The organism is Stenotrophomonas sp. AG209 (assembly GCF_003550055.1).
Lineage (GTDB): Bacteria > Pseudomonadota > Gammaproteobacteria > Xanthomonadales > Xanthomonadaceae > Stenotrophomonas.
In genome coordinates, this window is sequence record NZ_QXDB01000001.1 from 267,791 (window position 1) to 294,307 (window position 26,517).

At 66.9% G+C, this 26,517-nt stretch carries 23 protein-coding genes; 6 read left to right on the forward strand and 17 right to left on the reverse strand.

Features of this window, described 5'->3' with window-relative positions; genetic code table 11:
* The first annotated feature begins 96 nt into the window (after positions 1–96).
* Positions 97–852 carry a SapC family protein gene (locus DFO63_RS01215; RefSeq protein WP_014037169.1) on the forward strand — a complete coding sequence of 252 codons (756 nt, stop codon included), beginning with the start codon at positions 97–99 and terminating at the stop codon, positions 850–852.
* Here DFO63_RS01215 and DFO63_RS01220 read toward each other — a convergent pair whose 3' ends face one another.
* The 12 genes from DFO63_RS01220 to DFO63_RS01275 all read right to left on the reverse strand — a co-directional run bounded on the left by DFO63_RS01220 (position 853) and on the right by DFO63_RS01275 (position 15,904).
* Positions 853–3,180, reverse strand: coding sequence for an ATP-binding protein (locus DFO63_RS01220; protein ID WP_119006236.1), 2,328 nt, complete (start codon positions 3,178–3,180; stop codon positions 853–855).
* A complete protein-coding gene (locus tag DFO63_RS01225) occupies positions 3,177–3,803 on the reverse strand; it encodes a response regulator transcription factor (RefSeq protein ID WP_049445327.1) in 627 nt (208 codons plus the stop codon). The genes DFO63_RS01220 and DFO63_RS01225 overlap by 4 nt, the downstream gene beginning before the upstream one ends.
* A 283-nt stretch (positions 3,804–4,086) precedes the next feature.
* Positions 4,087–7,566 carry an AAA domain-containing protein gene (locus tag DFO63_RS01230; protein WP_119006237.1) on the reverse strand — a complete coding sequence of 1,160 codons (3,480 nt, stop codon included), beginning with the start codon at positions 7,564–7,566 and terminating at the stop codon, positions 4,087–4,089.
* Between the two features lie 298 nt (positions 7,567–7,864).
* Positions 7,865–8,398: a lipocalin family protein gene (locus tag DFO63_RS01235; protein WP_119006238.1), complete on the reverse strand. Its 534-nt coding sequence runs from the start codon at positions 8,396–8,398 to the stop codon at positions 7,865–7,867.
* 8 nt (positions 8,399–8,406) lie between these two features.
* Entirely contained in the window at positions 8,407–9,480 is a 1,074-nt protein-coding gene (locus DFO63_RS01240) for a cyclopropane-fatty-acyl-phospholipid synthase family protein (protein ID WP_119006239.1), read from the reverse strand.
* Positions 9,477–10,262, reverse strand: coding sequence for a DUF1295 domain-containing protein (locus DFO63_RS01245; protein ID WP_119006240.1), 786 nt, complete (start codon positions 10,260–10,262; stop codon positions 9,477–9,479). Before DFO63_RS01245 ends, DFO63_RS01240 begins: the two co-directional genes overlap by 4 nt.
* A complete protein-coding gene (locus DFO63_RS01250) occupies positions 10,259–10,804 on the reverse strand; it encodes a DUF2878 domain-containing protein (protein ID WP_119006241.1) in 546 nt (181 codons plus the stop codon). The genes DFO63_RS01245 and DFO63_RS01250 overlap by 4 nt, the downstream gene beginning before the upstream one ends.
* 1 nt (position 10,805) lies before the next feature.
* Positions 10,806–12,065, reverse strand: a complete 1,260-nt coding sequence (locus DFO63_RS01255) for a cyclopropane-fatty-acyl-phospholipid synthase family protein (protein ID WP_119006242.1) — start codon at positions 12,063–12,065, stop codon at positions 10,806–10,808.
* Positions 12,062–12,829, reverse strand: coding sequence for a DUF1365 domain-containing protein (locus DFO63_RS01260; protein WP_119006243.1), 768 nt, complete (start codon positions 12,827–12,829; stop codon positions 12,062–12,064). The genes DFO63_RS01255 and DFO63_RS01260 overlap by 4 nt, the downstream gene beginning before the upstream one ends.
* Positions 12,826–14,103: an FAD-dependent oxidoreductase gene (locus DFO63_RS01265; RefSeq protein ID WP_119006244.1), complete on the reverse strand. Its 1,278-nt coding sequence runs from the start codon at positions 14,101–14,103 to the stop codon at positions 12,826–12,828. Before DFO63_RS01265 ends, DFO63_RS01260 begins: the two co-directional genes overlap by 4 nt.
* A 1-nt stretch (position 14,104) precedes the next feature.
* Positions 14,105–15,055 carry an acyl-CoA desaturase gene (locus DFO63_RS01270; RefSeq protein ID WP_049445299.1) on the reverse strand — a complete coding sequence of 317 codons (951 nt, stop codon included), beginning with the start codon at positions 15,053–15,055 and terminating at the stop codon, positions 14,105–14,107.
* Between the two features lie 81 nt (positions 15,056–15,136).
* Positions 15,137–15,904, reverse strand: coding sequence for a hypothetical protein (locus tag DFO63_RS01275; protein ID WP_119006963.1), 768 nt, complete (start codon positions 15,902–15,904; stop codon positions 15,137–15,139).
* Positions 15,905–16,037: 133 nt separating this feature from the next.
* Here DFO63_RS01275 and DFO63_RS01280 point away from each other — a divergent pair, with 133 nt between their 5' ends.
* The 3 genes from DFO63_RS01280 to DFO63_RS01290 are packed head-to-tail and all read left to right on the forward strand — an operon-like array spanning position 16,038 to position 18,035.
* Positions 16,038–16,661, forward strand: a complete 624-nt coding sequence (locus DFO63_RS01280) for a sigma-70 family RNA polymerase sigma factor (RefSeq protein WP_049445296.1) — start codon at positions 16,038–16,040, stop codon at positions 16,659–16,661.
* On the forward strand, positions 16,658–17,332 hold the full coding sequence (locus DFO63_RS01285; protein WP_049445293.1) for a ChrR family anti-sigma-E factor: 675 nt from the start codon (positions 16,658–16,660) through the stop codon (positions 17,330–17,332). The genes DFO63_RS01280 and DFO63_RS01285 overlap by 4 nt, the downstream gene beginning before the upstream one ends.
* A 1-nt stretch (position 17,333) precedes the next feature.
* A complete protein-coding gene (locus tag DFO63_RS01290; RefSeq protein ID WP_259337345.1) occupies positions 17,334–18,035 on the forward strand; it encodes an oxidoreductase in 702 nt (233 codons plus the stop codon).
* Between the two features lie 2 nt (positions 18,036–18,037).
* Here DFO63_RS01290 and DFO63_RS01295 read toward each other — a convergent pair whose 3' ends face one another.
* The 3 genes from DFO63_RS01295 to DFO63_RS01305 are packed head-to-tail and all read right to left on the reverse strand — an operon-like array spanning position 18,038 to position 23,131.
* Positions 18,038–20,437: a hybrid sensor histidine kinase/response regulator gene (locus tag DFO63_RS01295; RefSeq protein ID WP_049445290.1), complete on the reverse strand. Its 2,400-nt coding sequence runs from the start codon at positions 20,435–20,437 to the stop codon at positions 18,038–18,040.
* Entirely contained in the window at positions 20,430–20,897 is a 468-nt protein-coding gene (locus DFO63_RS01300) for a response regulator (RefSeq protein WP_049445287.1), read from the reverse strand. The genes DFO63_RS01295 and DFO63_RS01300 overlap by 8 nt, the downstream gene beginning before the upstream one ends.
* Positions 20,894–23,131, reverse strand: a complete 2,238-nt coding sequence (locus tag DFO63_RS01305) for an ATP-binding protein (RefSeq protein WP_049445284.1) — start codon at positions 23,129–23,131, stop codon at positions 20,894–20,896. The genes DFO63_RS01300 and DFO63_RS01305 overlap by 4 nt, the downstream gene beginning before the upstream one ends.
* Between DFO63_RS01305 and DFO63_RS22080 the strand changes: the two genes are divergently transcribed.
* Entirely contained in the window at positions 23,067–23,276 is a 210-nt protein-coding gene (locus DFO63_RS22080; RefSeq protein WP_182474419.1) for a hypothetical protein, read from the forward strand. The genes DFO63_RS01305 and DFO63_RS22080 overlap by 65 nt on opposite strands.
* 107 nt (positions 23,277–23,383) lie before the next feature.
* On the forward strand, positions 23,384–23,677 hold the full coding sequence (locus DFO63_RS01310) for a hypothetical protein (RefSeq protein WP_032127324.1): 294 nt from the start codon (positions 23,384–23,386) through the stop codon (positions 23,675–23,677).
* A gap of 16 nt (positions 23,678–23,693) precedes the next feature.
* Here DFO63_RS01310 and DFO63_RS01315 read toward each other — a convergent pair whose 3' ends face one another.
* Positions 23,694–24,179 (reverse strand): TspO/MBR family protein, encoded by a 486-nt coding sequence (locus DFO63_RS01315; RefSeq protein WP_049445281.1) that lies wholly within the window; start codon positions 24,177–24,179, stop codon positions 23,694–23,696.
* Between the two features lie 71 nt (positions 24,180–24,250).
* Positions 24,251–26,446, reverse strand: coding sequence for a hypothetical protein (locus DFO63_RS01320; protein WP_119006245.1), 2,196 nt, complete (start codon positions 26,444–26,446; stop codon positions 24,251–24,253).
* Between the last annotated feature and the right edge of the window lie 71 nt (positions 26,447–26,517).

Below are 26,517 nucleotides of genomic sequence, written 5' to 3' on the forward strand. Positions count from 1 at the left end.
GGCCGTTGTCATCGAGCTTGTTGATAATGCGGGATTCAGGTTGTTCCCGCTGGCGTGCCCGGGATGGCAGGCGCGCATGATCGAACGGTTCCCAAGATGACCACCACCAGCGACACCACCACCGAAGCGGCGCAGAGCGGCGCCCCCCTGTTCTATACCCGTCCGGTGCCGCTGCAGGCCGATGTGCATGCCGATCTGCGCATCCTGCCGGGCAAGCTCGAGTTCGCCGCCGGCAACAACGCCATTCCGCTGGTGCTGGGCGAGTTCTCGCTGGCCCTGCACCACTTCCCGATCCTGTTCGCCGGCCCGGGCGCGGTGCCGATGGCCGCCGTGGGCGTGTCCGACCAGAACCTGTTCATCAAGGACGGCCTGTGGGAAGACGAGGCCTATATTCCGGCCTACCTGCGCCGCCACCCCTTCATCTTCATCGACACCGGCGCGGAGAATGACTTCCTGCTGGGCATCGACGAGGAAAGCCCGCGCGTGGTCAAGGGCGGCGAGGAAGGCCAGCCGCTGTTCGTCGACGGCAAGGCCACCGAAATGGTGCAGCAGGCGTTGGAGTTCTGCGGCCAGTACACCCGCGAGCACGAACAGACCCTGGCCTTCTCCAAGGCCCTGACCGACAACGGCCTGCTGGTCGAGCGCAACGCCACCGTGCGTACCCCGGATGGTCGCGAGTTCAACCTCAATGGCTTCCTGGTGGTGGACGTCGAGAAGTTCGTTGCACTGCCGGAAGCAACCGTGGTCGAGTGGCACCGCAGCGGCTGGCTGGCACTGATCCACCAGCACCTGATGTCGCTGGGTCGCTTCAATGACCTGACCCGTCGCCAGGTCGAGCGCCTGGCCGCCTGATCAAGGCACTGGCAGGGTTCCCGCTGCGTAGGAGCCCTGTCCAGCCTTCAGCACGTCCAGCAGGCGCCGCGCATCGGCCCAGTCCGGCGCGGCGTCATGTGCCAGATCGGCCAGCTCCGCCGCGATGGCCGCATGCTCGCATTGGCCCAGCATCTGCAGCGTGCCCTGCAGTCGGTGCGCGTGATGGCCTAGTGCCGATGCGTCCGCGCGATCGACAACCCGCTCCATGCTGTCGAGCTCATCGCGGATGTCGGCGATGTAGGCCGCGTCCATGTCAATCGTCTGCACGGCTGCGTCCACGCCCCCTGGTCGCGCAATGCCGAGCGCAGGCAGCAGGTGGGCGGCGCGCAGCGGTTTGGCCAGCACCGCGTCGAAGCCCGAGCGGCGGCAGCGTGCGCGATGACGCCGTCCGGTGCGGGCGGACAATGCGATCAGGCGAATGGCCTGCCCGGCATGCCCACGCAGTTCGCGCGCCAGCACGTGACCATCGATGCCGCGCAGCCCGATGTCGATCAATGCGATGGGGCGGGGCTGTCTTGCCTGTTCGGCCAGGGCACCGGCCGCATCTTCCACGGCGCACACCTCAGCGCCCCAGCGCCGCAGCTGTTCGGCGATGACGTGGCGATTGAGCTCGTGGTCCTCCACCAGCAGCAGGTGCAGTCCGGCCAGTGGCGTACCGCTTGTGCACAGGCCCTCGGCATCCTCGCTGGCGCTTGCCGGATACACCGGCAGGCGCAGGATGAAGCGACTGCCGCGGCCCAGCACGCTATGCACGGTGAGGTCGCCGCCCATCGCGCGGGCCAGCTCGCGCGCGATGGAAAGCCCCAAGCCGCTGCCGCCACGCTGGTGTCCACTGCTGCCTTGCTGGAAAGGCTGGAACAGGGCGGTCACCTGCGCGGGTGCGATGCCGATGCCGCTGTCGATCACTTCCAGCAGCAGCTCCCGTGGACGCGTCGCTGGCATCAGCTGCAGGCGCAGCTCGATGCCGCCGATATCGCTGAACTTCACCGCGTTCGCCAATAGATTGCTGGCAATCTGGCGTAGCGCATCGGCGTCCACCAGGATATTCGACGGGGATGCGTCCTGGACATCGAGGTGCAGCTGCAGGCCCTTCCGCTGGGCCTGCGGCCGGATCGCCTCCAGTGCCTGCCGGCACAGCTGAACTGCATCGCAGGCTTGCGCATGCGGCTTGAAAGCGCCGCTCGCAAGGCGCGAAAAGTCCAGTGCGCGGTTCAAGAGGCTGCGCAGGGACTGGCTGGCCGTACTGGCAGCGGCCAGCAGATCGCGTTCACCCTTCGGCAGTGTCGATTGCCCCAGCAGCTCGATCGAGGTCAGCACGGCCTGCGCCGAGTTGCGCATCTCGTGGCTGATCACACCGATGGCATGCGCGCCGCTGCGGTCACCGCGCGCCCGCAGGTGGCGCATTGCGAGCCACAGCAGCGGCAGGGCGATCAGTAGAGGGGCCAGCAGCAGCCGCCCGCGCGGGGGCGACGCCTGCATCCAGTCCAGTGCATTCCCGGCCGCGGCAGGCAGCGTCTGTCCCGCCCAGAGTCGAAGGAGGCCTGCATGCTCCTCCAGTGTGATCTCACGTAGTGCCTGTTGGATGCGGTCCAGCAGCTGCTGGTCTTCGTGGCGGACGAGCAGGTAGAGGTCGGTGGAGAAGCCGCTGTCGAACGACTGCAGGCGCAGGCTGCCATTGAAATGGCGTCGAACCAGGGGGCGTAGTGTGGGCTCCAGGCCGATCGCCACGTCCGCCAGGCCGGATTCGACCGCGGCCAATGCCGCGTACCGATCAGGCAGGTGCCGCAGCCGGACCTGTGGGTGATGTGCGTGCAGCCAGCCGGCGTAGGGCCCACCTTCAACGACGGCGATGACCCGTGTGTCGAGTTCGTGCATCTCCCGTGGCAACCACTCGCCGGCGCGTCCGGCCAGCAGGGTGGCGCCGCCACGAAAGCGACTGGACGCGGCGAGGTCGGGGCAGGGGAGGGCCTGGTGCCTCGCCCCGCCAAAGACCATGACCAGGTCGGCCTCGTGATGGCACACCGCGAGGATCGATGCGGCGGTGGTTGGATAGGGCTGTTCCAGGAAACTGAGCTGGGCGTGTCGGGCCACCAGGTTGGCGTAGCCGTGGGCAAGCGTTGGCGGTGATGACGTATCGGCCAAGGCTGCGGGCAGGGGGCGCAGGGAGGGGGTCGTGGCGACCCGTACCGTGCTGCCCGGCAGCCAGCGTGGCGACCGGATATCTTCAGCCGAGGCAGCCGGCAGAAGAAGGAGCACCAGCAGCCCCGTGGACAGGAAGCGGCGGCGCAATGGAGGCTGGCGCCTCACGGCGTCTCCAGTCGTTCGCGCAGTGCGTAGATTTCCACATCGCTGCGCAATCCCAGCTTGCGCAGCACGGCAACCTTCTGCGTGCTGACGGTCTTGATGCTGCGGTGCCGGCGCAGTGCGATCTCGGAGACGGTCAAGCCTTCCAGCAGCAGGCCCAGCACCTCGCGCTCGTTGCGGCTGAGCTCGCCGCGATCGCCGGCCAGCCTGACGTCCGGCGGAACCCGGGTCAGGCCCTGGGAAACCCGCACGATGGCATCGGACAACGCAGGAAGCGGCTCGGCCTTGCTGACGAACCCGCTGAGTCCGGCATCGATCAGGCTGTTGAGGTTGGTGGTGGGCGAGAGCGTAGCGAAGGCCAGCAACGGCGTGCGCGGGAACTCCCGGCACAGCCGGGCAACCAGCTCGATGCCGCCCAGGTCGCCACGGGCGAGCGTGAGGTCGATGATGGCCACATCAACGTGCGTGCCTTGCAGGCTGCAGAGCAGAGCGTCGCTGCAGCCATGGCTGGCGACAATGTCGAAGCGGAGGTCGCCTGACAGATGGAGGGCGGTGCCGCGGCGGACCACTTCGTGGTCGTCCAGGAGCGCCAGGCGTAGCCGACGCGGTGCAGGAAATCCATTCATGCGCGGGAGGTGGTCGGCGCCCGTGGGCGTGGCCGTCATTCTGGCGCCGCTGTCGCGTCGAACATCGAATGTGTTGCGTTTTTACGACTATTCCTAAAGATCGATTTGTGCGGCCGATTGGGCCGGGCCTACTCATTTATGGTGCAAATGAATATGGCGCTGGTCAGGGGTGTGCGCGTGACTTCCGTCGTGGCCGCCGGGGTTATTAACGTGACGCGTCACACCGGCATGATCTTGCGCCCCTGCCCTGGGAGGGCGGCTCCGTCAGGGCAGGGGAGGGCAGCTATCGAGTCTGCACGCCGGGTATCGACATGCGATCCAGGAATTGCGCCGGCGTGATGCGGGGCAACTGTTCGGCATGGGCGGCCGAGAAGTGGCGCAGACCGCCCCAGAGCGCGGTGTCTCCGATCAGGAAGCAGCGGTGCTGGGCGCGGGTGACGGCGACGTTGAGCAGATTGGGCTTGCTGGAGGCCCAATGCGCCGCGCCCACCGTGTCCGTGTCACACCCCAGCACCATCCAGACAATGCTCTCTTCCTTGCCCTGGAAGGTGTGCACGGTGCCGACGCGCTCCCTGCACCACGTGCGCAGCTCGGCGGTGCGTGGCGCCTGCGTGCCGGGCGGGGCATCCGCGCCAAGCCAGGCAGCCTGGTTCCGCAGCCGCTCGAGCAGGGCGTTCTTGATGCGTTTGAAGGGCGAAATGATATAGACCGGGGGCAGGGTTCCGGTGCTGTGATAGAGCGCCGCCAACGCCTGCTGCACCAGGTCGATCTGGCACGGCACGACCTGCTTGTCGCTGGTGCGGCCGGGGGCGTGTACCCAGGCGCTGCCGCCGATGTCCAGGCTGTCAGCGGGTGGCCGCGCTGCGCTTGGCTCCCAGGGGTTGGAGAAGATCATCTTCCCCTCGTAGGCAATCGTGTTGGCAATGGAAAACATCGGTTCGACGCAGCGACGATGCACACGCAGGGGGCTGCCGATCCAGAGCGGCGAGCCCCCTGACTCCATGCGGGCACCGAGCGGGTTGGCCTCGTCGGCCAGTACCTGTACGGAGGTCTTGTCGGGCGAGACGTTCATGTCTGCGGGCAGTGCGCTGGTTTGGCCCAGCGCCTGCAACAGCTTGACCGGCACGGTGAACACCGGCTCGATCTGCAGCGGATCACCCACCACGATTGCGCGCCTCGAGCGCAGCAGTGCACCGACTGCCGCCTGCGGCACGGCCTGGCCGGCCTCATCGATGAACAGCCAGCCGATCGAGTCCGGTCCCAGATGGCGGAACTGGCGTGCGACGGAAGCGAACGTGCTGGAGACAACCGGCACGATCATGAACAGGCTCTGCCAGATGGCCAGCGCATCGCGCGGCTCCTGCAGCCGCTTGCCGCCCAGCAGGTGGCATAGCGCAATGACGTTCTGGGCGAAGCCGCCGCCTGTCTGCAGGACTTCGTGCAGCCAGGCCTGGTGAAGCTGCAGTGCCGCCACGAAGAGGTTGGCACGCTGCTCGTTGAGTTGTTCGCTGTTCCAGACGCCCTTGATCTGCCAGTCCTGATTCTCCAGTTCGGCCGCGGTGGCGGGATGGGATGCGTTGCCGAGTTCGGCTTTCAGCTGTTCCAGCTGTTTCGCCATTCCATCCCACTGCTGCGCCCGTGCCTGCGCGGCGGCCGATGCCTCGGCCAGGGTGCTCGCGGTGCGGTCCAGGTGCCGTTGCGCTGAATCACATTGCGGCCCGAGTTCGAGGCGGCGCAGGGTCCATTGCTGCTGATGATCTGCGTTCTGCGCCATTGTGGCCGCATGGCTGTTCGCACGTTGCCGATCAAAGATGCGGGCCCACCAGCCAGGCTTCTCTTCCTTCAGCAGGGTGCGTTGCGCCTTGAGCAGCGCGAGCTCTTCATCGGTCCTGCGGCGCTGGCTGTCGAGTGCAATGAATGCCTGTACGGCTTGCTCATGCGCGCGCTGTGCATCGCGAAGCTGTGAAGCCGTATGCCGGCAGAAGCTCTCCTGATCGTTGCCCCTGATTTCACGGCTGAGCGAGGCGAGCCGATCAAGCTTTTCGACCAGTCCGTTGACCATCGCATCCGCCTGGTCGAACGCCTGCCGGGCCTCCTGGAAGCTCATGGCTGCCGGGCTGCTGCGCCATTGCCAGAGCGACTGGTGGCGGGTCGGGTCGTACCCCTTCGGTGAGGTCGTTTCGCCCTTCCTCGGGCCGGCCACGCTGATCGCCCGCACAAGCGCCTCGCGGTTGGCTTTCCTGCCCAGTGCGCAGCTGATCAGCCCCCAGGCATCGCTATCTGTTGCCGGTCGCTCATAGGCGCCCCTGCCATTCCAATCGAGCAGGTTGCGGGCCAGCGGCCGCAGGTAGTCAAAGGTCACGTCCCCTGTGCTACTACGCCAACACGAACTTCCGGGCTTGCCCAGTGAGCGGCTCTTCGGCAGGTCACGCGAAATGTTCTCCACGGCGGCGTTGTTCGACGATGCAACCACCATCTCGAAGCCGGTCAGGTCGGTCTTCAGCAGGGAGATCCTGCACGGCTTCTCACCTTCGAAGTTCACTTCGCGGGTTGCATCAAACGCAGCGGCGGGCGTTGCGCACTGTGACAATGCGCGTGCACGGCGCACGATGTTTTCAGCGAAGATTTCACGCAGCAGCGTGGTCTTGCCGGTCCCGGGTGGGCCATTGACCGAGAAAATGCCTGAGTCGCGCACCTGCTCGAAGATGCTGTTCACAGCGAACTGCTGCATCAGGCTCATCGTGTGCGCAGGATCACCGGGCCAGTGGCCCCGATTGATGTGCCGCGGCCGCAGCCGCTCGGAAATCAGCGTCTGCCCTTTCGGTGTGTACAGGTCTTCGCGCCGGCTTTCCGGCAATGGGCTCAGGTAGGCGCGCAGGGGGGCACTGGCAGTGCCCTGGTCCAGTGCGCCGATGGCGCACGCGATATCCTCGACGAAGAAGCTGTTGAGGATGCTGATCTCCGCGTCCTCTTCGGATTGGGCCTCATCGTCCTCGGCGTCGTCCGCTTCCGGCGTTGACGCATTGTCGGGCCCCGGGGGTGCGGCCTTTGGTGCCTGTTCCGGCTTCGGCTTGTCTTCAACGCTTTTCGCCCGGATGACCAGCAGGGGAGCGGACGCGTCGCCCGCGGACGGGTCATGACCCGACCAGGTGTGCAGGATGTCGAGCAGGCGCAGCAGGTCGTCGGGGCTGCAGGGCATCGGGCCCTCATCCTGTGCGGCGGGGCTGGCAGTGGTGCTGCGGAACGTCGCCACGTCGCGCTTGAGTGCTTCAAGGCTTGCCTGGAAGGCGTCGAAGCCCAGACCCTGCAAGCCATGCCTGGAGATCGTGCCCAGTGCCCACGGAACGGTCGACACCGAGATTTCACCCAGCTGCATCACGCCGTCGGCGTTGGCCCGCAGGCTGGCCGCGCAGGTCAGGCCTTCCAGTTCGGCCCGTTCGTCCTGCTCCAGCGATTCGTCATCGCTCGGCGTATCGGCCAGTACCCGCTGGGTGATGTCGGCCAGCTGGACCTTGTCGAAAATGCCGAGGTAGACATCGAATCCACTCAGCCTGCGCCCGGATGGCACGGGTGGGGACCACAGATCCTGCGGGTCCAGTCGCTCCAGCTGATCCCTGGACAGCAGCCGTACGCTCCAATCCGCGTCTTTCGACTCAAGGACCTGGCCCTGCAGATCGTAGGGTATGAAGAACTCAACCCTGTGCCAGAAGCTGAGGATCACGCGGTGCCTGGCCTGCAACGTGTTGCGTCGTTCTTCCTTCAACTGCCTGTTCCTTCCATTGTGAAATCGGCTGCGGCCGGAGTGCGCCCTTCGCGGGCCATTGTGACCGGCGCGCACAGCCCTGCATTGGCCATTAGCGGCTGCCGCGGTCGAGTCTTGAGTGTTCGTGGTTCGGGCGCCAGGCTGCGATGCCGTCGGCGACCATTGCTGGCTGGCCCGGGACGGTGGCGATGAGGGTACACATGGCCGCGACAGCGGCTGCGCGCGTGCGGCATGGCCAAGGCGGCTGCGGTGATGAATGCGACATCCGGCGCCAGCCAGATGTCGATATACGCTGCCGTCAGCGCACCGACTGCGGTACACGCCTCAGCTTGCCGGTGTCGTAGCCCATGGCCGCGATGCGTTGTACGGCCTGCTGGTAGTCGCTCTCGGATACCTGCGGCGTGCGTGCCATGTACCAGACATAGTCGCGCTTGCTGCGGGCGACAATGGTCTGCCCATAGTCGTCGTCCAGCCAGGCAATCACGTACTCGGCCTGGATCGGCCAGACGAACTGCATGCCCCAGATGGCGCCGTTGCCGTTCTTCTCGACCCGTCCAACAGGGTGCATCGACTTCTGCGGGGCGTCGAAACTGCCTTTGCGATAGGTGAAGGTCGTCTGGATGCGCCCGTCCGGCTTCAACGCGTAGCTTTCCAGCGCGTCGAAGGCTTCGCGCTCCGGCCAGGACGGGATGTGGGCGATCACATACCAGTCGCCCATGAAGCGTGGCACGTCCACCGATGGCGGGCGGGGCAGGGGACGGGTATCGCTGGAACTGCAGCCGGAGCCAAACAGGCTCAATGCCAGCAGGGGAAGCAGCGAGCGCATGCGCATGTCACACCTCAACGGGGGCGGAACAGATAGTGGGCGACCAGCCACTGCTGGCCGTCGTCGTAGCCGAACAGCTCGGCGCATGCCATCCAGAACATGCGCCAGCGCTGCCACCAGATCTTCGCCGCGGTCTGGCCGTAGGTCGCGACAAGAACCGGCATCACCTGCTCGCGGGCTGCATCCTGGTTGGCCAGCCAGTGGTCGGCGGTGCGCTGGTAGTGGGTGCCATCCAGCAGCCAACGTTGATCGAGCCGCAGGTCGCGCTGGAAGTGCAGCAGCGTATCGGCCGCCGGCATCAGCCCGCCGGTGAAGAAGTGACGCCCCATCCAGTTGTCGCCACCCTCGGTTTCAAACGGGTACATCAGCGTGCGATGGGCGAAGATGTGCACGAACAGCGCGCCGTCGGGCTTCAGCCACTGGCTGATTCGCGCCAGCAGGCGTTCGTAGTTGCGCACGTGCTCGAACATTTCCACCGAGACACAGCGATCAAAGCGCGCGGTTGGGAGCTCGAGCTGGTTGACGTCGCGGGTCAGCACCTCGACGTTGTGCAGCCCCCGGGCCTGGCATTGCGCCAGGATGTGCTGGCGCTGGCTGTGCGAATTGGACACCGCCGTGATCCTGGCCTGCGGGAAGCGCTCGGCCATCCACAGGGTCAGCGAACCCCAGCCGCAGCCCAGCTCCAGGATGTGCTGGCCATCGGCCAGTTCGGCGCGCTGGCCATACAGTTCCAGCATGGCCTCCTCCGCCTGGTCCAGCGTTTCGCGCCCGGTGGGGTAGTAGCAGCTGCTGTACTTCAGGCGCTTGCCCAGGCAGGCCTGGAAGAAGGCTGCGGGAACTTCATAGTGCTGGCGGTTGGCCGCGTCGGTGTGCAGCGCGAGCGGGCTGTCGGCGAGCTCTGCGATGCGACGGCTGAAGCGCGCGGACTGCGCCTCGATACCGCCCGCCAATTCCTCATGCAGGCGCTGCGCGCACAGGCGACGGATGCCGGCGCGCAGCGCCGCATCGGGAACCAGTCCGCGCTCGGCCCAGGCGACCAGCCCGGTTTCCGTGTCGTCGGCCGGGTTCAGTGACGGGATCGCGCTCATGCGGAATGCTCCTTGGAAGAACGGGGGAACCAGGGGAAGAACATCGGCGTGCTGCGCTGGTAGGCGCGGTAGTCGTCGCCGCGGCTGCGCAGCGCCTGCTTCTCGGTGAACGGAATGCCGCTCAGGTAGCGCAGGAATACGTACATCAGCAGCGGGCCGGCCCAGGCCAGCCACCATAGCGGTGAGCCGATGGCGAGCAGGACGTAGCTGAACCAGTGGAGCCACTCGAAGAAGTAGTTGGGGTGGCGGGAGTAGCGCCAGAGCCCGTCGCGGCAGGTGCGACCCTTGTTCGCTGGATTCGCGCGGAACCGGGCCAGTTGATGGTCGGCCAGGCTCTCGCCGCCGACGCTCAGCAGCCAGGCGCATGCCGCGGCCACGATCCACGGTGTCAGGCCGGCGTGGGAATTGGCAGCCACTGCAACGAAGGGCAGGGCAAACAGTACGACCAGCAATGCCTGGGCCATGAAGAAGCCGAAGATCCTGCCCTGATGCCCGTGCCAATGCTCGCGCAGGTAACGGTAACGCCCGTCCTCGTCTTCGTGACGGACCCTATGCCACAGGTGCAGGGCGAGTCGGCTGCCCCAGAGGCCGCCGAGCAGCCCCAGTGCAACCCGCGGCACCATCGCGCCATCGCCCAGCAGCGCCAGCAGCAGGGCCGATGCGCCCACACCCTTGGCCCAGAGCACATCGACCACGCCGATGTTGTGGTGGCGGCGCTGCCAGGCCCAGCCCCAGCTCATCACCAGCGCGGCATACAGCAGCACCCACAGCAGATTGATCATGACGGTGCTCCGGCCAAGGGCGGCGGGAGGGTGCGGGAGCCGCGACGAGCGGCCATGCACAGCAGCGAAAGCGCGATGCTCCAGCCCACACCCAGCACCAGCAGGCCCTGCCATAGCGGCGCAGTGAAACGGACCGCCTCGAAACCGCGCGCTGCGGAGAGATACGCCAGCGGGGCCAGCAACAGGCCGAACAGGGCTGGCAGGGCAGGGTGGCGCAGCAGGAAGCGCATCGAGGTGGTCAGCGTCATCGCAAACGCGGCCCATAACGCCATGATCCAGGGCGGCGGCGCCCAGCCCAGCGGGGCAGCAGCGTAGCGCACGGCGCCGCTGGCGGCGGCACTGGCGTCGACCAGCCACGCGCAGGCCAGCGCCAACAGCATCAGGCGGAGATCCAGCCGGGGTTGTGGCGACGTCAGTAGCTGGCTGCCGATGTAGAGCGATGCTGCCAGCAGCGCCGGCCATTGCCAGCCGCGCCCGGCGCCGGCCACGGCGCACAGCCAGACCAGCTGGTTGCCAAGTAGATTGGCCCAGAACCGGCGCATCTCAGCTGCCCTGGTCCGGCGAGGCACTCGGACGATGCCCCGGACGCGCCAGCAGCAGATGCGAAACGCCGATCGAACGCTCCAGGAAGCCGCCCTCGCAATAGGCCAGGTAGAACTCCCACATCCGGCAGAAGCGCGTGTCAAAGCCCTGCGCCTGCACGGCGGGCAGCTGGGCAAGGAAACGTTGGCGCCAGGCGCGCAGGGTCAGTGCGTAGGAGTGGCCGAAGTCCTGCTGGGCGATCAGCTGCAGGTCGCTGGAGCGGGTCTTGGCGGCCATGATCGCGTTGATCGACGGAATGAAGCTGCCCGGGAACACATAGCGCTTGATGTAGTCGACGCTGCGCCGGGCCTGCTCGTAGCGATGGTCCTCGATGGTGATGGCCTGCAGCAGGGCAATGCCATCGGGCTTGAGCAGGCGCTGCAGCGTGGCCATGTAGGTGTCCAGGTACTCCGCACCGATGGCTTCGATCATTTCGATCGATACGAGCTTGTCGAACTGGCCCTGCAGGTCGCGGTAGTCCTGCATCAGCAGCGTGACCTTGTCCTGCAGGCCGGCGATGCGGACGCGCTCGGTGGCCAGCGCATGCTGCTCAGCGGAGATGGTGGTGGTGGTGACGTGGCAGCCATAGTGCTGCGCCGCGTGCAGCGCAAAACCACCCCAACCGGTACCGATCTCCACCACGCGGTCGCCTGGCTTGAGTTGCAGCTGCTGGCAGATGCGGTCCAGCTTGCGGTGCGAGGCGGACTCCAGCGACTCGCCTTCTTCGGCGAACAGCGCCGAGGAGTACATCAGGTCCGGCGACAGGAACAGGGCGAAGAAGTCGTTGCCGAGGTCGTAGTGCGCGGCGATGTTGCGGCGGCTGCCTTCACGACTGTTGCGGCGCAGGCGGTTCCAGCCACGCAACAGCCAGCCGCCCACTCGGGCCGGGCCGTGTTCCATGCCGTCGAGCAGATCGCGATTACGCACCAGCAGCCGTATCAGGGCGACCAGGTCGTCACAGTGCCATTCGCCGTGGATGTAGCTTTCGCCTGCACCGACGCTGCCCTGTGCCGCCACCTTGCGATAGAACGCCGGGTCTTCGATGGTGACGGTGACATGCAGTTCGCCGCGGGCATCACCCAACCAGACTTCGCCCAGCGCGTCGCGCACGCACAGGCGGCCGTCGCGCATCGGGGCCAGCTGGGCCAGCAGGCGGCGGCGCAGGAAGGCATCCAAGGAGCCGGGGCGCGGCAGCGCGACCGAAGGAGTCATTGAGTTCATCGCGGTTTCTCGGCAAGGGTGGGGTGGTCGTGCACGGGATTGCGTTTCAGCCATAGCCGCAACGCGTGCCAGTGGATGGCGGCCACCACCTGGGTGGTCATCAGTGGATAGCAGGCCAGGACGCGGGCCAGCCCGCGGCCATCCAGGGCGTGCCGTTGCATGACCTGGGTGGCATCAAACTGGCGCGCGCCGTCGCGCCAGACCTGCATGTGCACGCGCAGATCCTCATCAGGGCAGTTGAACCGCCAGTCGTAATGGCAATCCATCGGCATGAAGGGCGAGACATGGAAGCACTTGTCGAACCGCCAGCGCAGCGAGGTGCCTTCGTGCGTGGCCGTTGCGACTGGCAGCACGTAGGCGTGCCGTTCCTTCCAGGGCGTGTTGGTGATCTCGGCGACGATGCAGTCCAGCGTGCTGCCATCGGCCCGGTAGCAGTAGTAGAAGCTGACCGGGTTGAACACGTGCCCGGCGAAGCGGAGATGGGTGAGCAGGCGGACCGGGCCGGTGGGCCGGTAGCCGAGGGTGGCTGCAGCGTGGTCGCGCACTGCATCGGCCAAAGGCCGCGCGGGATCGCCGAAGTAATCGCTGCGACGGAATTCGGCCAGGTTGCGGCGATTGATCGACCACAGCCAGCGCCCGGCGAACACGCTGTCGAGCTCATCCAGGTCGAGCAGCAGCTGTGCGATCGGATAGCGGAACGCATGCGGGTGTGGAAGGTGCCGGCGGTGCATCACCTGCCCGAAGTAGAGCGCGCTGGCGCTCATGCGGCCACCTCGCCGTGAGCCGCCATGACCCGGTGCGGCTCGCAGGTGCGCAGGGCATCGACCACGCGGCGGGCGCTGCGGATGCCGTCCTCATGGAAACCCCAGCCCCAATAGGCGCCCGCGAACCAGGTGTGACGGCGGCCCTGCAGCTCGGCCCAGCGCTGTTGCGCGCGCACTGCCGCATGGTCGTGCACCGGATGGGCGTAGCGCAGGGTGCGCAGCACCTTGCCGGGGTCGATCGCCGCGCTGCGGTTGAGCGTGACCACCAGCGGCGTGTTGCCGGGCAGGCCCTGCAGCAGGTTCATGCAGTAGCTGACCGTGCACGGCGCGGCAGGGTCGCGGGGCACATGGGCGTTCCATGCCGCCCACGCCTTGCGGTTGCGCGGCAGCAATGACGCATCGGTATGCAGGACCGCTTCATTGGTTTGATAGCGGATGGCGCCGAGCACGTCGCGCTCGATGGAGTCGGCGTCACGCAGCAGCGCCAGGGCCTGGTCGCTGTGGCAGGCCAGGATGACCTGATCGAAGCCTTCCACGCCGGCCGCGCTGTGCACGCGCGCCCCCCAGGGCATGCGCTCGACCGACTGCACCGGGCACTCCAGCCGCTCATGCACCCGCCAGCGGGCACGCAGGGCATCGACATAGCGCGCCGATCCGCCGCTCACCACCCGCCACGGCGCTCGCCCGGTCATCTGCAGCATCTGGTGGTTGGCCATGAACTGGGCCATGTAGCGGGCCGGGAAGTCCATCACCGTGGCCGTCGGGGACGACCACAGCGCGGAGGCCATCGGCAGCAGGTGCTCGTCGATGAAGGCATCGCCGTAGCGCTGGCTGCGCAGGTACTGCCCCAGCGTTGGGCCCTCGTCTTCTGCCAGCAACAGGGGGGCATCGCGGTAGAACCGGCGCAGGTCGGCCAGCATGCCCCAGAACCGCGGCGACACGAGGTTGCGGCGCTGGCAGAACAGGCCATCCAGCGAGGTCGCGTTGTACTCCACGCCGCTGCGCTCGCTGTGCATCGAGAAGCTCATCGTGGTCGGCTGCGAAGCGACGCCCAGCTCGTCGAACAATGCGGTCAGCAGCGGATAGTGCTGGGGATTGAACACGATGAAGCCGGTGTCCACCGCCATGCGCATGCCTTCCACCTGCACGTCGTGGGTGTGGGTATGGCCGCCCAGGTAGTCGTTGGCCTCGAACAGCGTGACGTCGTGTTCGCCGTCCAGCCACCAGGCGCTGGCCAGTCCGGCAATGCCGGAACCGATGATCGCGATGCGCATGTCAGTACCTCGCCTTGGCCAGCACCCACTCGGGAATCGGCTTGAGCCCTTTGACCAGCCCAAGCGCCGCCATCGCGCGCAGCCCATACCAGGTCAGGTCCACTTCCCACCAGCGGAAGCCCTGGCGAACGGTGCCCGGGAAGAAGTGGTGGTTGTTGTGCCAGCCTTCGCCGAAGGTCAGCAGGGCCAGCCAGAGGTTGTTGCGGCTGTCATCGCGGGTCTCGAAGCGGCGGCGGCCGAAGCGATGGGCCAGTGAATTGATGGTGACCGTGGCATGGAACAGCACGATGGTGGAGATGAAGAAGCCCCACACCAGCAACTGTGGTCCGGAGGTGTGCAGGCCCGGTGCCCATCGCTCCAGCCCGGCGCCCAGTGCATACAGCGCTGCGGCCAGCAGAACCGGCACGGCGGTATCGAAGCGGTCCAGCCAGCGCAGTTCGGGGAAGCGCGCCAGGTCCGGTACCCGCGACAGATCGGTGGCAAAGGCCTCGCGGGTCAGGAACCAGCCCATGTGGCTGCGCCAGAAGCCGCCTTCACGGGGGGAGTGCGGGTCCAGCGGCTGGTCGGCGTGACGGTGATGGTGGCGATGGTGGGCAGCCCACCACAGCGGCCCGCGCTGCACGCTGGAGGCGCCGATCACCGCGAACACGAACTGCACCGGACGCGATGCCTGGAAGGTGCGATGGGAGAAGTAGCGGTGGTAGAACGCGGTGATGGCGAACATGCGCACCGCATAGAGTGCTGCGGCCACGATTACCGCAGTCCACGAGAAGCCCACCCAGATCACCGCGAAGCAGGCCAGATGCATCAGCGCGAAGGGCACGGCGCGCAACCAGTCGATGCGCCCCGGCCGCTCGCCGGTGGCGTCTGCGGCGTTGCCGGTATCGAACCAGCGCTGCAGCGTGCGCAGCAGGTGCCAGCGTCGACGGGGAAGGGGCGCTACAGAGGCCATGGCGGATCTCGGCGGGTGTCGTGTCTTCCTTTACGCAGCAGGATGCGCAATGGATGCGCCACGGCGCAGTAAATTTCCATTTCACCTGGGCGTCACGATGCAACGCTCCACCAGGGGTTGCGCCCACGCCTGTTGCCAGTCGCTTGCCGGTTGCTCGGCCGGTGGCGAGCGGAAGCGCACCGTCACCTGCGGGTAGCTGCCGCGCGCATCGCGCAGGTTGCTGGTGCCGCGGAACTCCAGCAGGCGGCGGTCGGCAGTGGCGTAGACCAGGGCCAGGCGCGGCGCGATGCCGCCGTACCAGGTATCAAGGCTGACCTCGATGGCCTGGGCGTCGATACCCTGCCAGCGAACAGGACCGGTGCGCCGCACCTGTACCGGGAAGTAGCGCTGGCGCGCCGGTACCAGGAACGGTAGCGTGATGCGCTCGCCCCGCAGCAGCGCCGGCCAGTGCAGGCGCACCGCCGCGTCGAATCCCGCATCGATCACCGCATCCGTCGGCAACGCAAGCTTGCCCTGCCGCAGCGGGCTTGTGCCATCTTCCCGCCAGGAGATCGACACCGAATCGCCGGCGGCCTCCACCTCGGCCTTCTGGCCGCTGCGACGATCCTCAAGCGAGTAGCCCCGTGCCTGCGGCCGGGCGCTTGCCGGCAGATGCTTGCGGGCGAATGGCTGGCCGTCCGGGCATTGGTACAACACCCATCGCTCGGCGCCCTCCGCTGCCTCGCGCCGCCAGTGCACCTCACGGTAAAGGACGGCGCCCTGGCTGGAGGTCGCCACGCCCTCGCTTCGCAGCCAGGGCGCCGCCAGCGCAGCATGGGGCAGGCACAGCAACAGCCAGGCAGCGCGCATGGCGTTCATCCGGAAGGGAAGGGTCCAGGTGATACGGCGGGAGCGGCTGGTTGGATGCATTGCATTGCCTGCATCCAATTGCTGCCCCCGCCCGTACAGAGGACAGACCTTCACCCGCCCGCCGCGAACGCCGATGTACCCTGACGCCGCCAGCCACCTCCTCAACTTCGATAGCGTACGCATCGTGTCCAGCGCCCAGCAGCCGAGCAACGAGCCGACGAACTGGGCCGGTGACATGGACGGCGTGGCACGGCTGCGTGACCGCGACTGTTTCATGCGGATCTACGACTACTTCATGCCGCGGCTGTGCGTGTACCTGCGTGGCCTGGGCGTGCCTGAGGCGGTGGCCGAGGAGCTGGCGCAGGAGAGCCTGCTGCGGCTATGGCTGCGCGCTGCCGACTTCGATCCTGCGCAGGGGGCGCTGAGTACCTGGCTGTATCGCATCGCCCGCAATCTGCATATCGATCGCATACGGCGCGAACGCAGCTGGATGCAGGTGCAGGCGGCGGTGGAGGACGCTGCGACGGTGGATGTGATCGAACGTAGCAGCGCCGAGCAGTTCGCCGACCAGGCACGGCTGCGCCAGCGCATCAACGAGCTGCCCGCGGTGCAGGCGCGACTGGTGCGGATGTCCTATTTCGAAGCCAAAAGCCACAGCGAGATCGCCGAGGCACTCGGCATGCCGCTGGGGACGGTCAAATCACACCTGCGCCGCGCGTTTCTGCAACTGCAGGCCAAAGTGGGAGGTGCGCTGTGAATCCGCATCACCACCTGCATGAATCCACCTTGATGAGCTATGCCGCCGGCGCGCTGCCGGCGCCGCTGAGCATCGTGGCCGGCGCCCACCTGGAGCAGTGCCCGCATTGCCGCCAGCGCCTGCGCGAGGCTGAGGCGATCGGCTCCGCTCTGCTGGAACAGACACAACCGTCCACCGCCGATTCGCGGCGTGAGCAGTTGCGTGAGGCCATGCTGATGCAGTTGGCTGCGGAAATGCCGATTGCCATGACCGGAGCCGCGCGTTCCGTGCCGAAGGAGCGGCCCGAGGCCGACCCGGACCATCTGCCTGCCTCGCTGCACCCCTTCTTCGGCGCCTCGCTCAGCGGGTTGCGTTGGCGCTGGATGGCGCCGGGCGTGCACTGCATCCGTGCCGAGCAGATGCCGTCGCTGATCATGCTGAAGATCGCCCCGGGCAAGTGCCTGCCCATGCACAGCCATGGCCGCAGCGAGCTGACCCAGATCCTGCGCGGTTCCTACAACGATGCGCTGGGGCTGTTTGCACCGGGCGACGTGGCGGATCTGGATGAGGAAGTGGAGCATCAACCGGTGACGGCGCCGGGCCTGCCGTGCATCTGCGTGTCGGCGCTGGATGCGCCACTGGTGTTCAGTGGCTGGCTGGCGCGGAAGATCCAGCGGTTTGTGAAGCTCTAGGATGAGTGCGGCGATGGCAACGGGCGCGCTACGGGTTCTGTTGACCGGTGCTGCAGGGCTGGTGGGGCAGGGTGTGGCCCTGGCCTGCCAGCGCTCGCCCCGGGTCGCCGATCTGACTGCCCTGGTCCGGCACCCGGGCAGTCTCAATGGCACTGGCAGCGAACTGATCGTGCCTGACTTTCTGCGTATCCAGGAACGGCAGGATGACCTGTTGGGATTCGACGCCTGCTTCTACTGCGCCGGCGCTCCGCCGGTGGGCACGGCCGAGGCCGAGTACCGGCGGGTGACGCTGGACACCACCCTGGCCGTTGCCCGCGCCTGGGCCGCCGCGAATCCGCAGGGGTGCTTCCTGTATGTCTCCGGCGCCGGCGCGGATGCGCGAAGCCGGGTAATGCCATTGCGGGTGAAGGGCGAGACCGAGCGGGCACTGCAGGAACTGCCGGTCCGCACGGTCATGCTGCGCCCGGGTGGCGTGCGCCCTGTCGAGGGAACTGATACCCGCCATCCCCTGCTGAAGCCCTTGTACTGGGGTGGCGCACCGTTGATGAAGCTGGCCGGTGCGATTGCGCCATCGCTGATGACCAGCAATCTGGCCCTCGGCCAGGCGATGATTGCACTGGCCGGCAGGGAACATCCGCCTGCCACGGTGGAGTGCGCGGACATCAACCGGATCGCGATGGACGTGAGCGACCCGGTTGCCTGACCTCAGTGCGCGGCACCTTCCAGCGCGGTACGCACGGCCTGGGCCAGGTCGCTGCGGGTAAACGGCTTGGGCAGCAGCGCGGCTGCCCGGCCCTGGCTGCCCACCTGGTCGTGGTCGCGTGGATACCCCGAAGTGAACAGCACGGCGACTTCCGGCCAGCGTTCCCGCACTTCACGCACCAGCTCCCAACCCGACATGCCGGGCATCACCACGTCCGAGAACAGCAGGTCCACCCGGGTGTCGGGACGTTCCAGCAGCCGCAGCGCGGAGGGGCCGTCGTGCGCTTCCAGCACGCGATAGCCGAGCAGGCGCAGGGCATCAACGGTGTGCGCACGCACATCATCGTTGTCCTCGGCCACCAGGATGGTTTCCTCGCGCGGCGAGTAGCCCGCCAAGCCTGTCTGAGGCGCGCTTGCCGCGCAGGGCAGGGCCAGCGCGGAACGCGGGAACATCATGGTGATGCTGGTGCCGCCACCTTCCATTGAATCGATCAGCACATGGCCGCCGGACTGCTTGACGAAGCCGTGCACCATCGACAGGCCCAGGCCGGTGCCGCGGCCGACCTGCTTGGTGGTGAAGAAGGGCTCGAACACGCGCGCGAGGGTGGCCGCGTCCATGCCGTGGCCGTTGTCGCGGACCCGCAGCATCACGTATTCGCCAGGCGCTGCATCGGGGAACAGGGCAGCGTAATCGTGGTCGAGATGACTGTTGTCGACCTCGATCACCAGCCGGCCGCCGTGGGGCATGGCATCGCGGGCGTTGACGGCCAGGTTGAGCACCGAAGCCTCCAGCTGGCTGACGTCGATCTCGACGCACCAGACGTCCGCAGCGGCGCGGATTTCCAGCTGCACCAGCTCGCCCAACGCACGCTGCAGCATGTCATGCATGTCCAGCAGGCGATCGTTGAGATTGGCGGCCTGGCTGTGCAGCGGCTGGCGCCGGGCAAATGCCAGCAGGCGCTGGGTCAGGCTGGCGGCACGGCCCACGCCCTTGAGGGCGTTGTCCAGCGCACGGCTGACGATGGCGCCCGGCTCGCCGGCACGCTCGCTGAGCAGCATGGCGTGTTCGACGTTGCCGGAAATCACCGTCAGGATATTGTTGAAGTCGTGGGCGATGCCGCCGGTGAGCTGGCCCACCGCTTCAATCTTCTGTGACTGGCGCAGTGCATGCTCGGCCTGCAGGCGGGCGGTGGTTTCCACGGCCTCCGACACCACCGCCGTCACCGCGCCTTCGGCATCCAATAGCGGACGGAACGAAAAATCGTAGCTGCGACGGCCGGTGGGCAACTCCAGATCCAGTGCATGCAGCGAGCTGTGCCCCTTCGCGGCAGCGGCAACGGCCTGGTCCACCAGGGTGCCGACGTCGCCGCTGGTGGCGAACCACAGCGATTGCCCATAGCGCTGACCCACCACATCGGGCTTGTCGGCCAGTACGGCGGCCAACGAGGCGATATTGGCGTCGACCACGCGGCCGCCCTGGTCCAGCAGCACCTGGTGCTGGAAGCTGGATTCGAAGATGGCCTGCAAGCGTCGCTTGCTGGCCCGAAGCTCGGCAGTACGCGCCTGCACCTGCTGCTCGAGCAGCTGGTTGTCTTCGCGCAGGGCGAGCTCGGCCTGCTTCAGCCCGGAGACGTCGCTGCCCAGGCAGATGTAGCCGACCACGGTGCCGTCGGCGCCTCGCTCCGGCACGCAGTCCATCTGCACGAATCGTGACTCGCCACTGCGGTGGGCCAGTTCCACCTGGAAGCGGGTGCGCTCACCCTGCAGCACCCGTTCGATGCTGGGCAGGGCATGTTCGAAGGCGGAAATGCCACTGACATCGCGCGCAGTACGGCCCAGCAGTTCGGCCAGGCTGACGCCGTGCCAGTCGAGGAAGGCCTTGTTGGCGAAGCGGTAGCGATGCTCCCTGTCGAGCTGGGCGATCAGTGCCGGGACGGCATCGGTCACCTGCTGCAGCTGGGCCTGGCTGTCATTCAGGGCGGCTTGGGCGTGGGCCAGCTGGGTGCGCTCGTGCGCCTCCTGGCGGGCGCGGCGGATCGCATCCGGCAGGCGTTGCAGGCGCTGCTTGACCACGTAATCGCGCGCGCCACGGGTCAGGGCCTGTACCGCCAGCTCCTCGGTAAGCGTGCCGGAGACAAAGATGAAGGGCGTCTGCGGGATGCGCTCTCGGGCCAGCGCCAGCGCGGCGTCGCCATCGAATCCCGGTAGCACATGATCGGCCAGGATGACATCGAAGGCGCGATTCTCGATCGCCTCGATGAAGGCATTGCGGGTCCACAGGCGCTCGGCCTCGAAGTCGAGGCCGGCCCGTTGCAGTTGTGCGGTGATCAGCTCCGCATCAAGCGCACTGTCCTCCAGCATGAGGATGCGCAGGCGCTCGCTGCGGCGCGATCCATCACGCATCGTGCTGCCCCGAGCCGTTGGGGCGATGCGGCGGCGGCTGGTTGGTGATGCCCCAGAACATGCCCAGGCCCTGGATGGCGTCGAAGAACTCCTTGAAGTCCACCGGCTTGACCACGAATGCGTTGACGCCCAGTTCGTAACTGCGCACCAGATCCTGCTCTTCGCGGGAGGAGGTCAGCATCACCACCGGCGTGCTGCTCAGGTTCGAATCGCCACGTACCTGCTCCAGCACCTCCAGGCCGTTCACCTTGGGCAGCTTCAGGTCCAGCAGCACCACCACCGGGCCGCCGTGGTTGGCGCCGGCAAATTTGCCTTCGCAGCGCAGGTAGTCCAGCGCTTCGGCGCCGTCGCGTACATGGATGACATCGTTCAGCAACTGGCAACGCGACAACGCCGCCAGCGTCAGCTCTGCATCCTTGGGGCTGTCCTCTACCAAGAGGATCGGCCGCAGGTCCCTCATGGGTGATCTCCTGTGGAACGGGGTAGGGTGAAGTGGATCGTGGCGCCCTTGCCGGGTTCGCCCTCGGCCCAGGTGCGGCCGCCATGGCGGCCGACGATGCGGCGGACATTGGCCAGGCCGATGCCCGTGCCTTCGAATTCCTCGACATGGTGCAGGCGCTGGAACACGCCGAACAGCTTGTCCACGTAGCGCATGTCGAAACCGCAGCCGTTGTCGCGCACGAAGAAGTGGTCCTCCTCCTCAAGGCGCTCATGGCCGATCTCGATCGCTGCCTGCTCGCGCTCACGGGTGAACTTGACCGCGTTGGCCAGCAGGTTCTGCCAGACCAGGCGCATCATTGTCGGGTCGGCCTGCACCTCCGGCAGCGGCGCCAGTGTCCACTGCACGTCGCGTCCTGCGTAGTCCAGCGCCAGGCTGCGGCGCACATCCTTGGCCAGTGCGGCCATGTCCAGCCGCACCCGGCCGAGCGTGGAGCGACCCATCTGAGAGAAGCTCAGCAGGTCGTCCACCAGCGTTCCGGCAGATTTGGCCGACTCCACGATGGTATCCAGGAAGCGGCGCTCGGTATCGTTGAGGCGTTCGCCGGCCGAGCTGCCCAGTAGCTCCGAGTAACCGACGATGTGGCGGAAGGGCGCACGCAGGTCGTGGCTGACCGAATAGGAAAACGCTTCGAGTTCCTTGTTGCTGCGGACCAGCTGCTCGTTGAGCTCGGCCATTTCTTCGGCCTTGCGCAGCACGATGTCGACGATGGCGGTGCGCATCTCGTGGGCGGCATCGCGGTCGGCGTCGTTCCACGGCAGGCTGCGCTGCTGAACGGTTTCCTTCCAGGCCTCGAAGGAGCTGCGCGGCGACAGTGCCACGTCGGGTGCCGCGGTCTTGCGTGGATCGCCGCCCCAGCGCACGGTACGCAGCACTTCGGGGCGGAACCACATCAGGTAGCTGTCATGCAGCTGCGAAATGGACACCGCCAGTACGCCGCTGGCCACGTCGGACAGGCGCGCACCGGGCGCCCAGTCGGCTGCCAGGTGGTCACTGCAGTACGTCTCCTGCCCGGCCTGCTGTGCGGCCAGCCAATCGGCCAGGGCCAGCACGTCGGTTGCGGGCGGGCTCTGGCCCACACGCATGCAGTCGCCCTTGTGCACGATGGCGGCGCCTGCCGCGCCGGTCAGCGACAGCAGGCTGGCTTCATCGTGGCGCAGCGCAGCCATGAAATCCTCATCGCCGGCCATGCGTGCCAGCAGCTTTACCAGCACCGAGCGGCGCGCCACGCGCTCTTCGATGGCGCGGGCACGCTCCTTCAGTGCGATCTGCAGCGAGAGGATCTGGCCCATGAATTCGCAGGCGGTGCGCACGTGGTAGGGCAGGCGGCGCGGCTGCACCGTGTGGCAGGACACCAGGCCCCACAGCTGGCCCTCATGCACCAGCGACACCGACATCGACGCGCCGGTGCCCATGTTGCGCATGTACTGCAGGTGCACGGGCGAAACGCTGCGCAGCACGGCCAGGCTCAGGTCGGTGGCCGGTGCGTCGCGGTGTTCGTCGCTGCGCATCAGCGGGGCAGGGGTGTAGTTGCTGTCCGCGATCAGTCGCACCCGGTTGCGCCGGTACAGCTCGCGGGCCTGGGCCGGAATGTCCGACTCGGGGAAGCGCAGGTCCAGGTAGGACGGCAACAGGCCGTTGCCATCCTCGGCGACCACGATGCCGTTCCAGCCGGCATCGAACTGGTAGACCAGGGTACGGTCGAAGCCGGTCAGTCGGCGCATGTGCGCGGCCGCCAGCTGGCACAGATCTTCCACGGTGGTAGCCGATTCGATGCCGGTCATCAGTTCGCGGATCGACGGATACAGTTCTTCCAGCGAACCCGGCTGGCCGGGAACCGGTGCCTCCAGCTCGATCAGCAGATCGGTGGCGGAGCGATGCACCAGCAGCTGATGCCGCCCATGGCCATCCAGGTGCACAGCGCCGACATGGGCGCTGCTGCCCACCGTGGCCTGCTGGAACAGCGCCTGGAAGGGTGCCAGCACGCCGCCCAGTACTTCGCTGACATGCTGCATCAAGGGTTCGCCGAACTGCTGCAGCAACCCCGGCTGGCTGATGGCGCGCTCACGCACCCGCAGTGACTGTGGCTCCACTACCAGAAGCACGCCGTATGGCTGGATGGCACCGGGCGTGTGGATCGGTTCGCGCGCACAACGGGACTTAGCGGTGTCGTGCGTGGGCTCGGCAGAAGGCATCAAGGGCGGGACTCATGATTCGTGGATGGCTGGAATGGCCCAGCGCTGCATCCGGTATGCATGGATGGTGAAGCAAAATCGTGCATTCGCCTACCAGCACGTGCGCGTGAAGAACGTTTCATTCAAACCTGAATTCTTCATCTGAACATTCCAACAGCACTTGCATGTTTCGCGAAAGGTACATGTGCGCTGCACGCGCGCTCGACACCGACTTGCCTAGGGTGAACGCACATTCCTGAGTGACCACGTCCCGTGAACCTGCAGACCTTGCCTTCAACGCCATACCGCATGCTTGCCGACAGCTGCCAATTCGAGTTGCTGGATGTGGATGCCCTGCAGGATCCGGCCAGTGGGCGCCTGCTCCACCTGTACTCGCTGGTTGCGCGCTGCCTGTGCTGCGAAACGGTGTTCAAGGCGGAAGAGGGGCAGGGACTGGTCAGCCATACCGCCGCACGCGTGGTGCGATGCCCCACGGGTTGTGGCCAGCAGGCGTTCAAGCCGGCGTTGCTGCGTGCATGGCAGCCGCAGCGCGTCGCACAGGCCTGAGAGCACTGACACTGGGTCACAGCAACCCGGGATTGGCGCGCCACACCGCGAAGTTCAGCGCCGAGGCGAACGATATCCAGGCCAGGTAAGGCAGCAGCATCACCGCCGCGCCGCGATGGATGCGGGCGAAGGCAACGATCGTTGCGCAGACCAGGGTGATCAATACAAGAATGTCGACGAAGGCCAGCGCGCCCAGCTTCCAGCCGAAGAACAGCCAGCTCCAGAGGGCGTTGACGGCCAGCTGCACCAGATAGAGCGCCAAGGCCGGCTGTGCGTTGCGCCAGCCGCGTTCGCGCCAGACCAGCCACGCCGCAATGGCCATCATCGCGTAGAGCAGGCTCCACACCGGGCCAAACACGGTGGCAGGCGGTGCCCAGGCGGGCAAGGCGAGGGTGGCGTAGAAGCTGGCGGCGGATGTCGATGCCCACGCGCCGACTGCCGCCGCCGCAAAAGTGACCACACCCCATCCCAGAAGGCCCATAACCTGTGAACGCCGCTTCATTCCGTGCCGCTCCGTCCTGCGTTTACACGCTCATACGAACGGAAGCGGCAAATGGATGCAGCCCGGGGCGATCAGTCTGAAGAACCCGCGGCGCTTCCACTTTCGCCAGCCGGCAACAGCGAAGGGCGCTGATCGAACCATTCCCGCGCCTTGGCCAGATGCCACTGGCGCTGTTCGCCATCAAGCTCGATGCCCGCGCCCAGCAGCCCCCAACGCAGGTAGAGATCACCACGCTTGCGCTGCTCCAGCAGATCCAGCCGCGCACGTACCGACAGGCGATCATTCTCGGCCCGCAGGCCGTCGATCAGCAGATGACCTGGGCGCCAGCGCAACGTGGCCTGTGCATCGACCTGGCCGGAGTCGAGCAGCGACAGCGTCCAGCGCGGATAGTCGGTGCGCCTGGCGAACACCGCCAGCAAGGGGCGTGCATCGCTCAGGGTCAGATCGGTGGTGGCGTCCACCTGGAACGGGGACTGCGCGTCGATGCGGCCCCGCTTGAACACGGCACGGCCTTTCCACACGCTGCTGGAATCGGTGCCCGCCACCTGCACATTGCGCAGCTCCACGGTGGTGCCGGACAGATCGAAATGGCGCTGGTTGAAGTCGCCGCGGCGAAGCGTCGCATTCACGTCGACATCGCCGCCCATGTCCAGGCCCGCTACCTTGGCGCTGGCATTGCGGCCCAGCAGCCGCGCGGTGCCGTGGCCGACGCGGCCATCGGTGTCGAGCGTGGCGTCGCCGCTGAGGCTGCCGGTGCCCCGCAGCAGGCGCACCTGTTGGGAGCCAAGGTAGCGGTTGTAGGCGGCCAGGTCCGGGATGGTCGCTTGGCTGAAGCGCAACCGCGCACGAACGCCCTTGCGCAGTTCCTGCAGGCGGCCATCGCCGGTGAGGTCCACGGCCAGGTCACGCCCGTCGAACAGCCGCACATCCTTCGCATCGCTGGGCCGCGCGGTGAAGCGGGGCAACCGGATCGCCAGCTGTGCCTGGTTGGGGCTGCCGGCCTTCAGCTCGCCATGCGCGCTGGCGGTACCGGCCAGACGCACGCCGGCCACTTCGGCCACCGCCGCGGCGGAGGGAATGTCCACGGTGCTGCCTTCCATCAGTTCGCCATTGCGCAGGCGCAGATCGGCCTTCAGGGTGCCGCCGCCGTCGAGTTGCAGCCATGGTTTGCGCACGAACAGGGCAGGGATCCAGTTGAGCGAGGTGAAGGCCCATTCGCCACGCACGGTACCGGAGCTGCGTTCCAGCAGCTGGGCAGGGTGCTGGAACGGAATCTCGCGCCCGGTGATGAGCAGGTCGGCATCGATGCCGGCGGCCGAATCCGGGCGTGGCGGCAGGCGGGCCTGCAGGCGCAGGTCGTTGGCCACATTGAGCTGCAGGGCCAGCACGCCGCGATTGGGCGCGCCATCGCCGAGGAAGAGCGGCACCTGCCAGAGCGCGTGGTCACCGGGTTGCAGCTGGCCGTCGATCATGTGAACTGCCAGTTGCAGGCGGCCGGGCACTGGCGAGCTGGAGATGCGCGGCGTCTGCGCATCCGTATCCATGCGCAGGCCCTGGCTGCGCGCATCCACCTCCAGTTGCGCATGCAGCAGCTTCAACTTGGCCAGGCCGGGCGCCTGGTCGCGATAGTGGCGCGGATAGCTGAAGCGCGCGGTCAGATCCATGTCGCCCAGCAGCTGCACGCCGTCATAGCTGGTGTCTGCCTTGCTGAACGAGACCTCGGAATCGAACAGTTCGGACGGTCCGCCGCGCAGCTGCTTGAGGAACCCGACCGTGCCCTGGCCCTTTCCGATGATCAGCAGCTTGCCGAGCCGGGCACTGCGGATGCTGTCGCTGTGGATGGCGTCGAAGCGCAGGGCCCAGCCCTGGTCGCTACGCGGCGGTGACGGAATGGCGTCCTCGACGCGACTGATCTCGGCCGACACGCCAGTGGCCTGCAATCGCGGAACCCGCACTTCTCGGCGGAACAGGGGCAGGACCGCCAAGCGAGCGCTGGCACGCTCGGCGTGCAGTACGTAGACGGTGTGGTTGACGTGGCCGCGCATATGCACGTTCCAGGCAATGACGTGGCCCGGCAGCAGCGTGATGGCCGGGCCGGTGGTCATCACGAACTTGTGCGGCTTGCGGTTGGTGACCTGGTCGAACAGCGGGGTGTTGAGGAAGATGTTGCCGGCCAGCAGGTAGAGAACGTACACGCCCAGCAGGATGTAGCCAGCGACGCGCCATCGGCGGAGCCGGTGCGGGATGCGCGCGGAAGTAGGGGGCATGTACTGCTCTAAGGGCCGGAATTCACTCAACTATTGCCGAACCGATGGCGGTGGCGCGTGAAGCGGGTAGG

Coding starts and splice junctions, on each gene's coding strand:
- DFO63_RS01215 (WP_014037169.1), top strand. CDS start 97: ATGACCACCACCAGCGACACCACCACCGAAGCGGCGCAGAGCGGCGCC.
- DFO63_RS01225 (WP_049445327.1), bottom strand. CDS start 3,803: ATGAATGGATTTCCTGCACCGCGTCGGCTACGCCTGGCGCTCCTGGAC.
- DFO63_RS01235 (WP_119006238.1), bottom strand. CDS start 8,398: ATGCGCATGCGCTCGCTGCTTCCCCTGCTGGCATTGAGCCTGTTTGGC.
- DFO63_RS01240 (WP_119006239.1), bottom strand. CDS start 9,480: ATGAGCGCGATCCCGTCACTGAACCCGGCCGACGACACGGAAACCGGG.
- DFO63_RS01245 (WP_119006240.1), bottom strand. CDS start 10,262: ATGATCAATCTGCTGTGGGTGCTGCTGTATGCCGCGCTGGTGATGAGC.
- DFO63_RS01250 (WP_119006241.1), bottom strand. CDS start 10,804: ATGCGCCGGTTCTGGGCCAATCTACTTGGCAACCAGCTGGTCTGGCTG.
- DFO63_RS01255 (WP_119006242.1), bottom strand. CDS start 12,065: ATGAACTCAATGACTCCTTCGGTCGCGCTGCCGCGCCCCGGCTCCTTG.
- DFO63_RS01260 (WP_119006243.1), bottom strand. CDS start 12,829: ATGAGCGCCAGCGCGCTCTACTTCGGGCAGGTGATGCACCGCCGGCAC.
- DFO63_RS01265 (WP_119006244.1), bottom strand. CDS start 14,103: ATGCGCATCGCGATCATCGGTTCCGGCATTGCCGGACTGGCCAGCGCC.
- DFO63_RS01270 (WP_049445299.1), bottom strand. CDS start 15,055: ATGGCCTCTGTAGCGCCCCTTCCCCGTCGACGCTGGCACCTGCTGCGC.
- DFO63_RS01275 (WP_119006963.1), bottom strand. CDS start 15,904: ATGCGCGCTGCCTGGCTGTTGCTGTGCCTGCCCCATGCTGCGCTGGCG.
- DFO63_RS01280 (WP_049445296.1), top strand. CDS start 16,038: ATGTACCCTGACGCCGCCAGCCACCTCCTCAACTTCGATAGCGTACGC.
- DFO63_RS01290 (WP_259337345.1), top strand. CDS start 17,334: ATGAGTGCGGCGATGGCAACGGGCGCGCTACGGGTTCTGTTGACCGGT.
- DFO63_RS01295 (WP_049445290.1), bottom strand. CDS start 20,437: ATGCGTGATGGATCGCGCCGCAGCGAGCGCCTGCGCATCCTCATGCTG.
- DFO63_RS01300 (WP_049445287.1), bottom strand. CDS start 20,897: ATGAGGGACCTGCGGCCGATCCTCTTGGTAGAGGACAGCCCCAAGGAT.
- DFO63_RS01305 (WP_049445284.1), bottom strand. CDS start 23,131: ATGCCTTCTGCCGAGCCCACGCACGACACCGCTAAGTCCCGTTGTGCG.
- DFO63_RS01315 (WP_049445281.1), bottom strand. CDS start 24,179: ATGAAGCGGCGTTCACAGGTTATGGGCCTTCTGGGATGGGGTGTGGTC.
- DFO63_RS01320 (WP_119006245.1), bottom strand. CDS start 26,446: ATGCCCCCTACTTCCGCGCGCATCCCGCACCGGCTCCGCCGATGGCGC.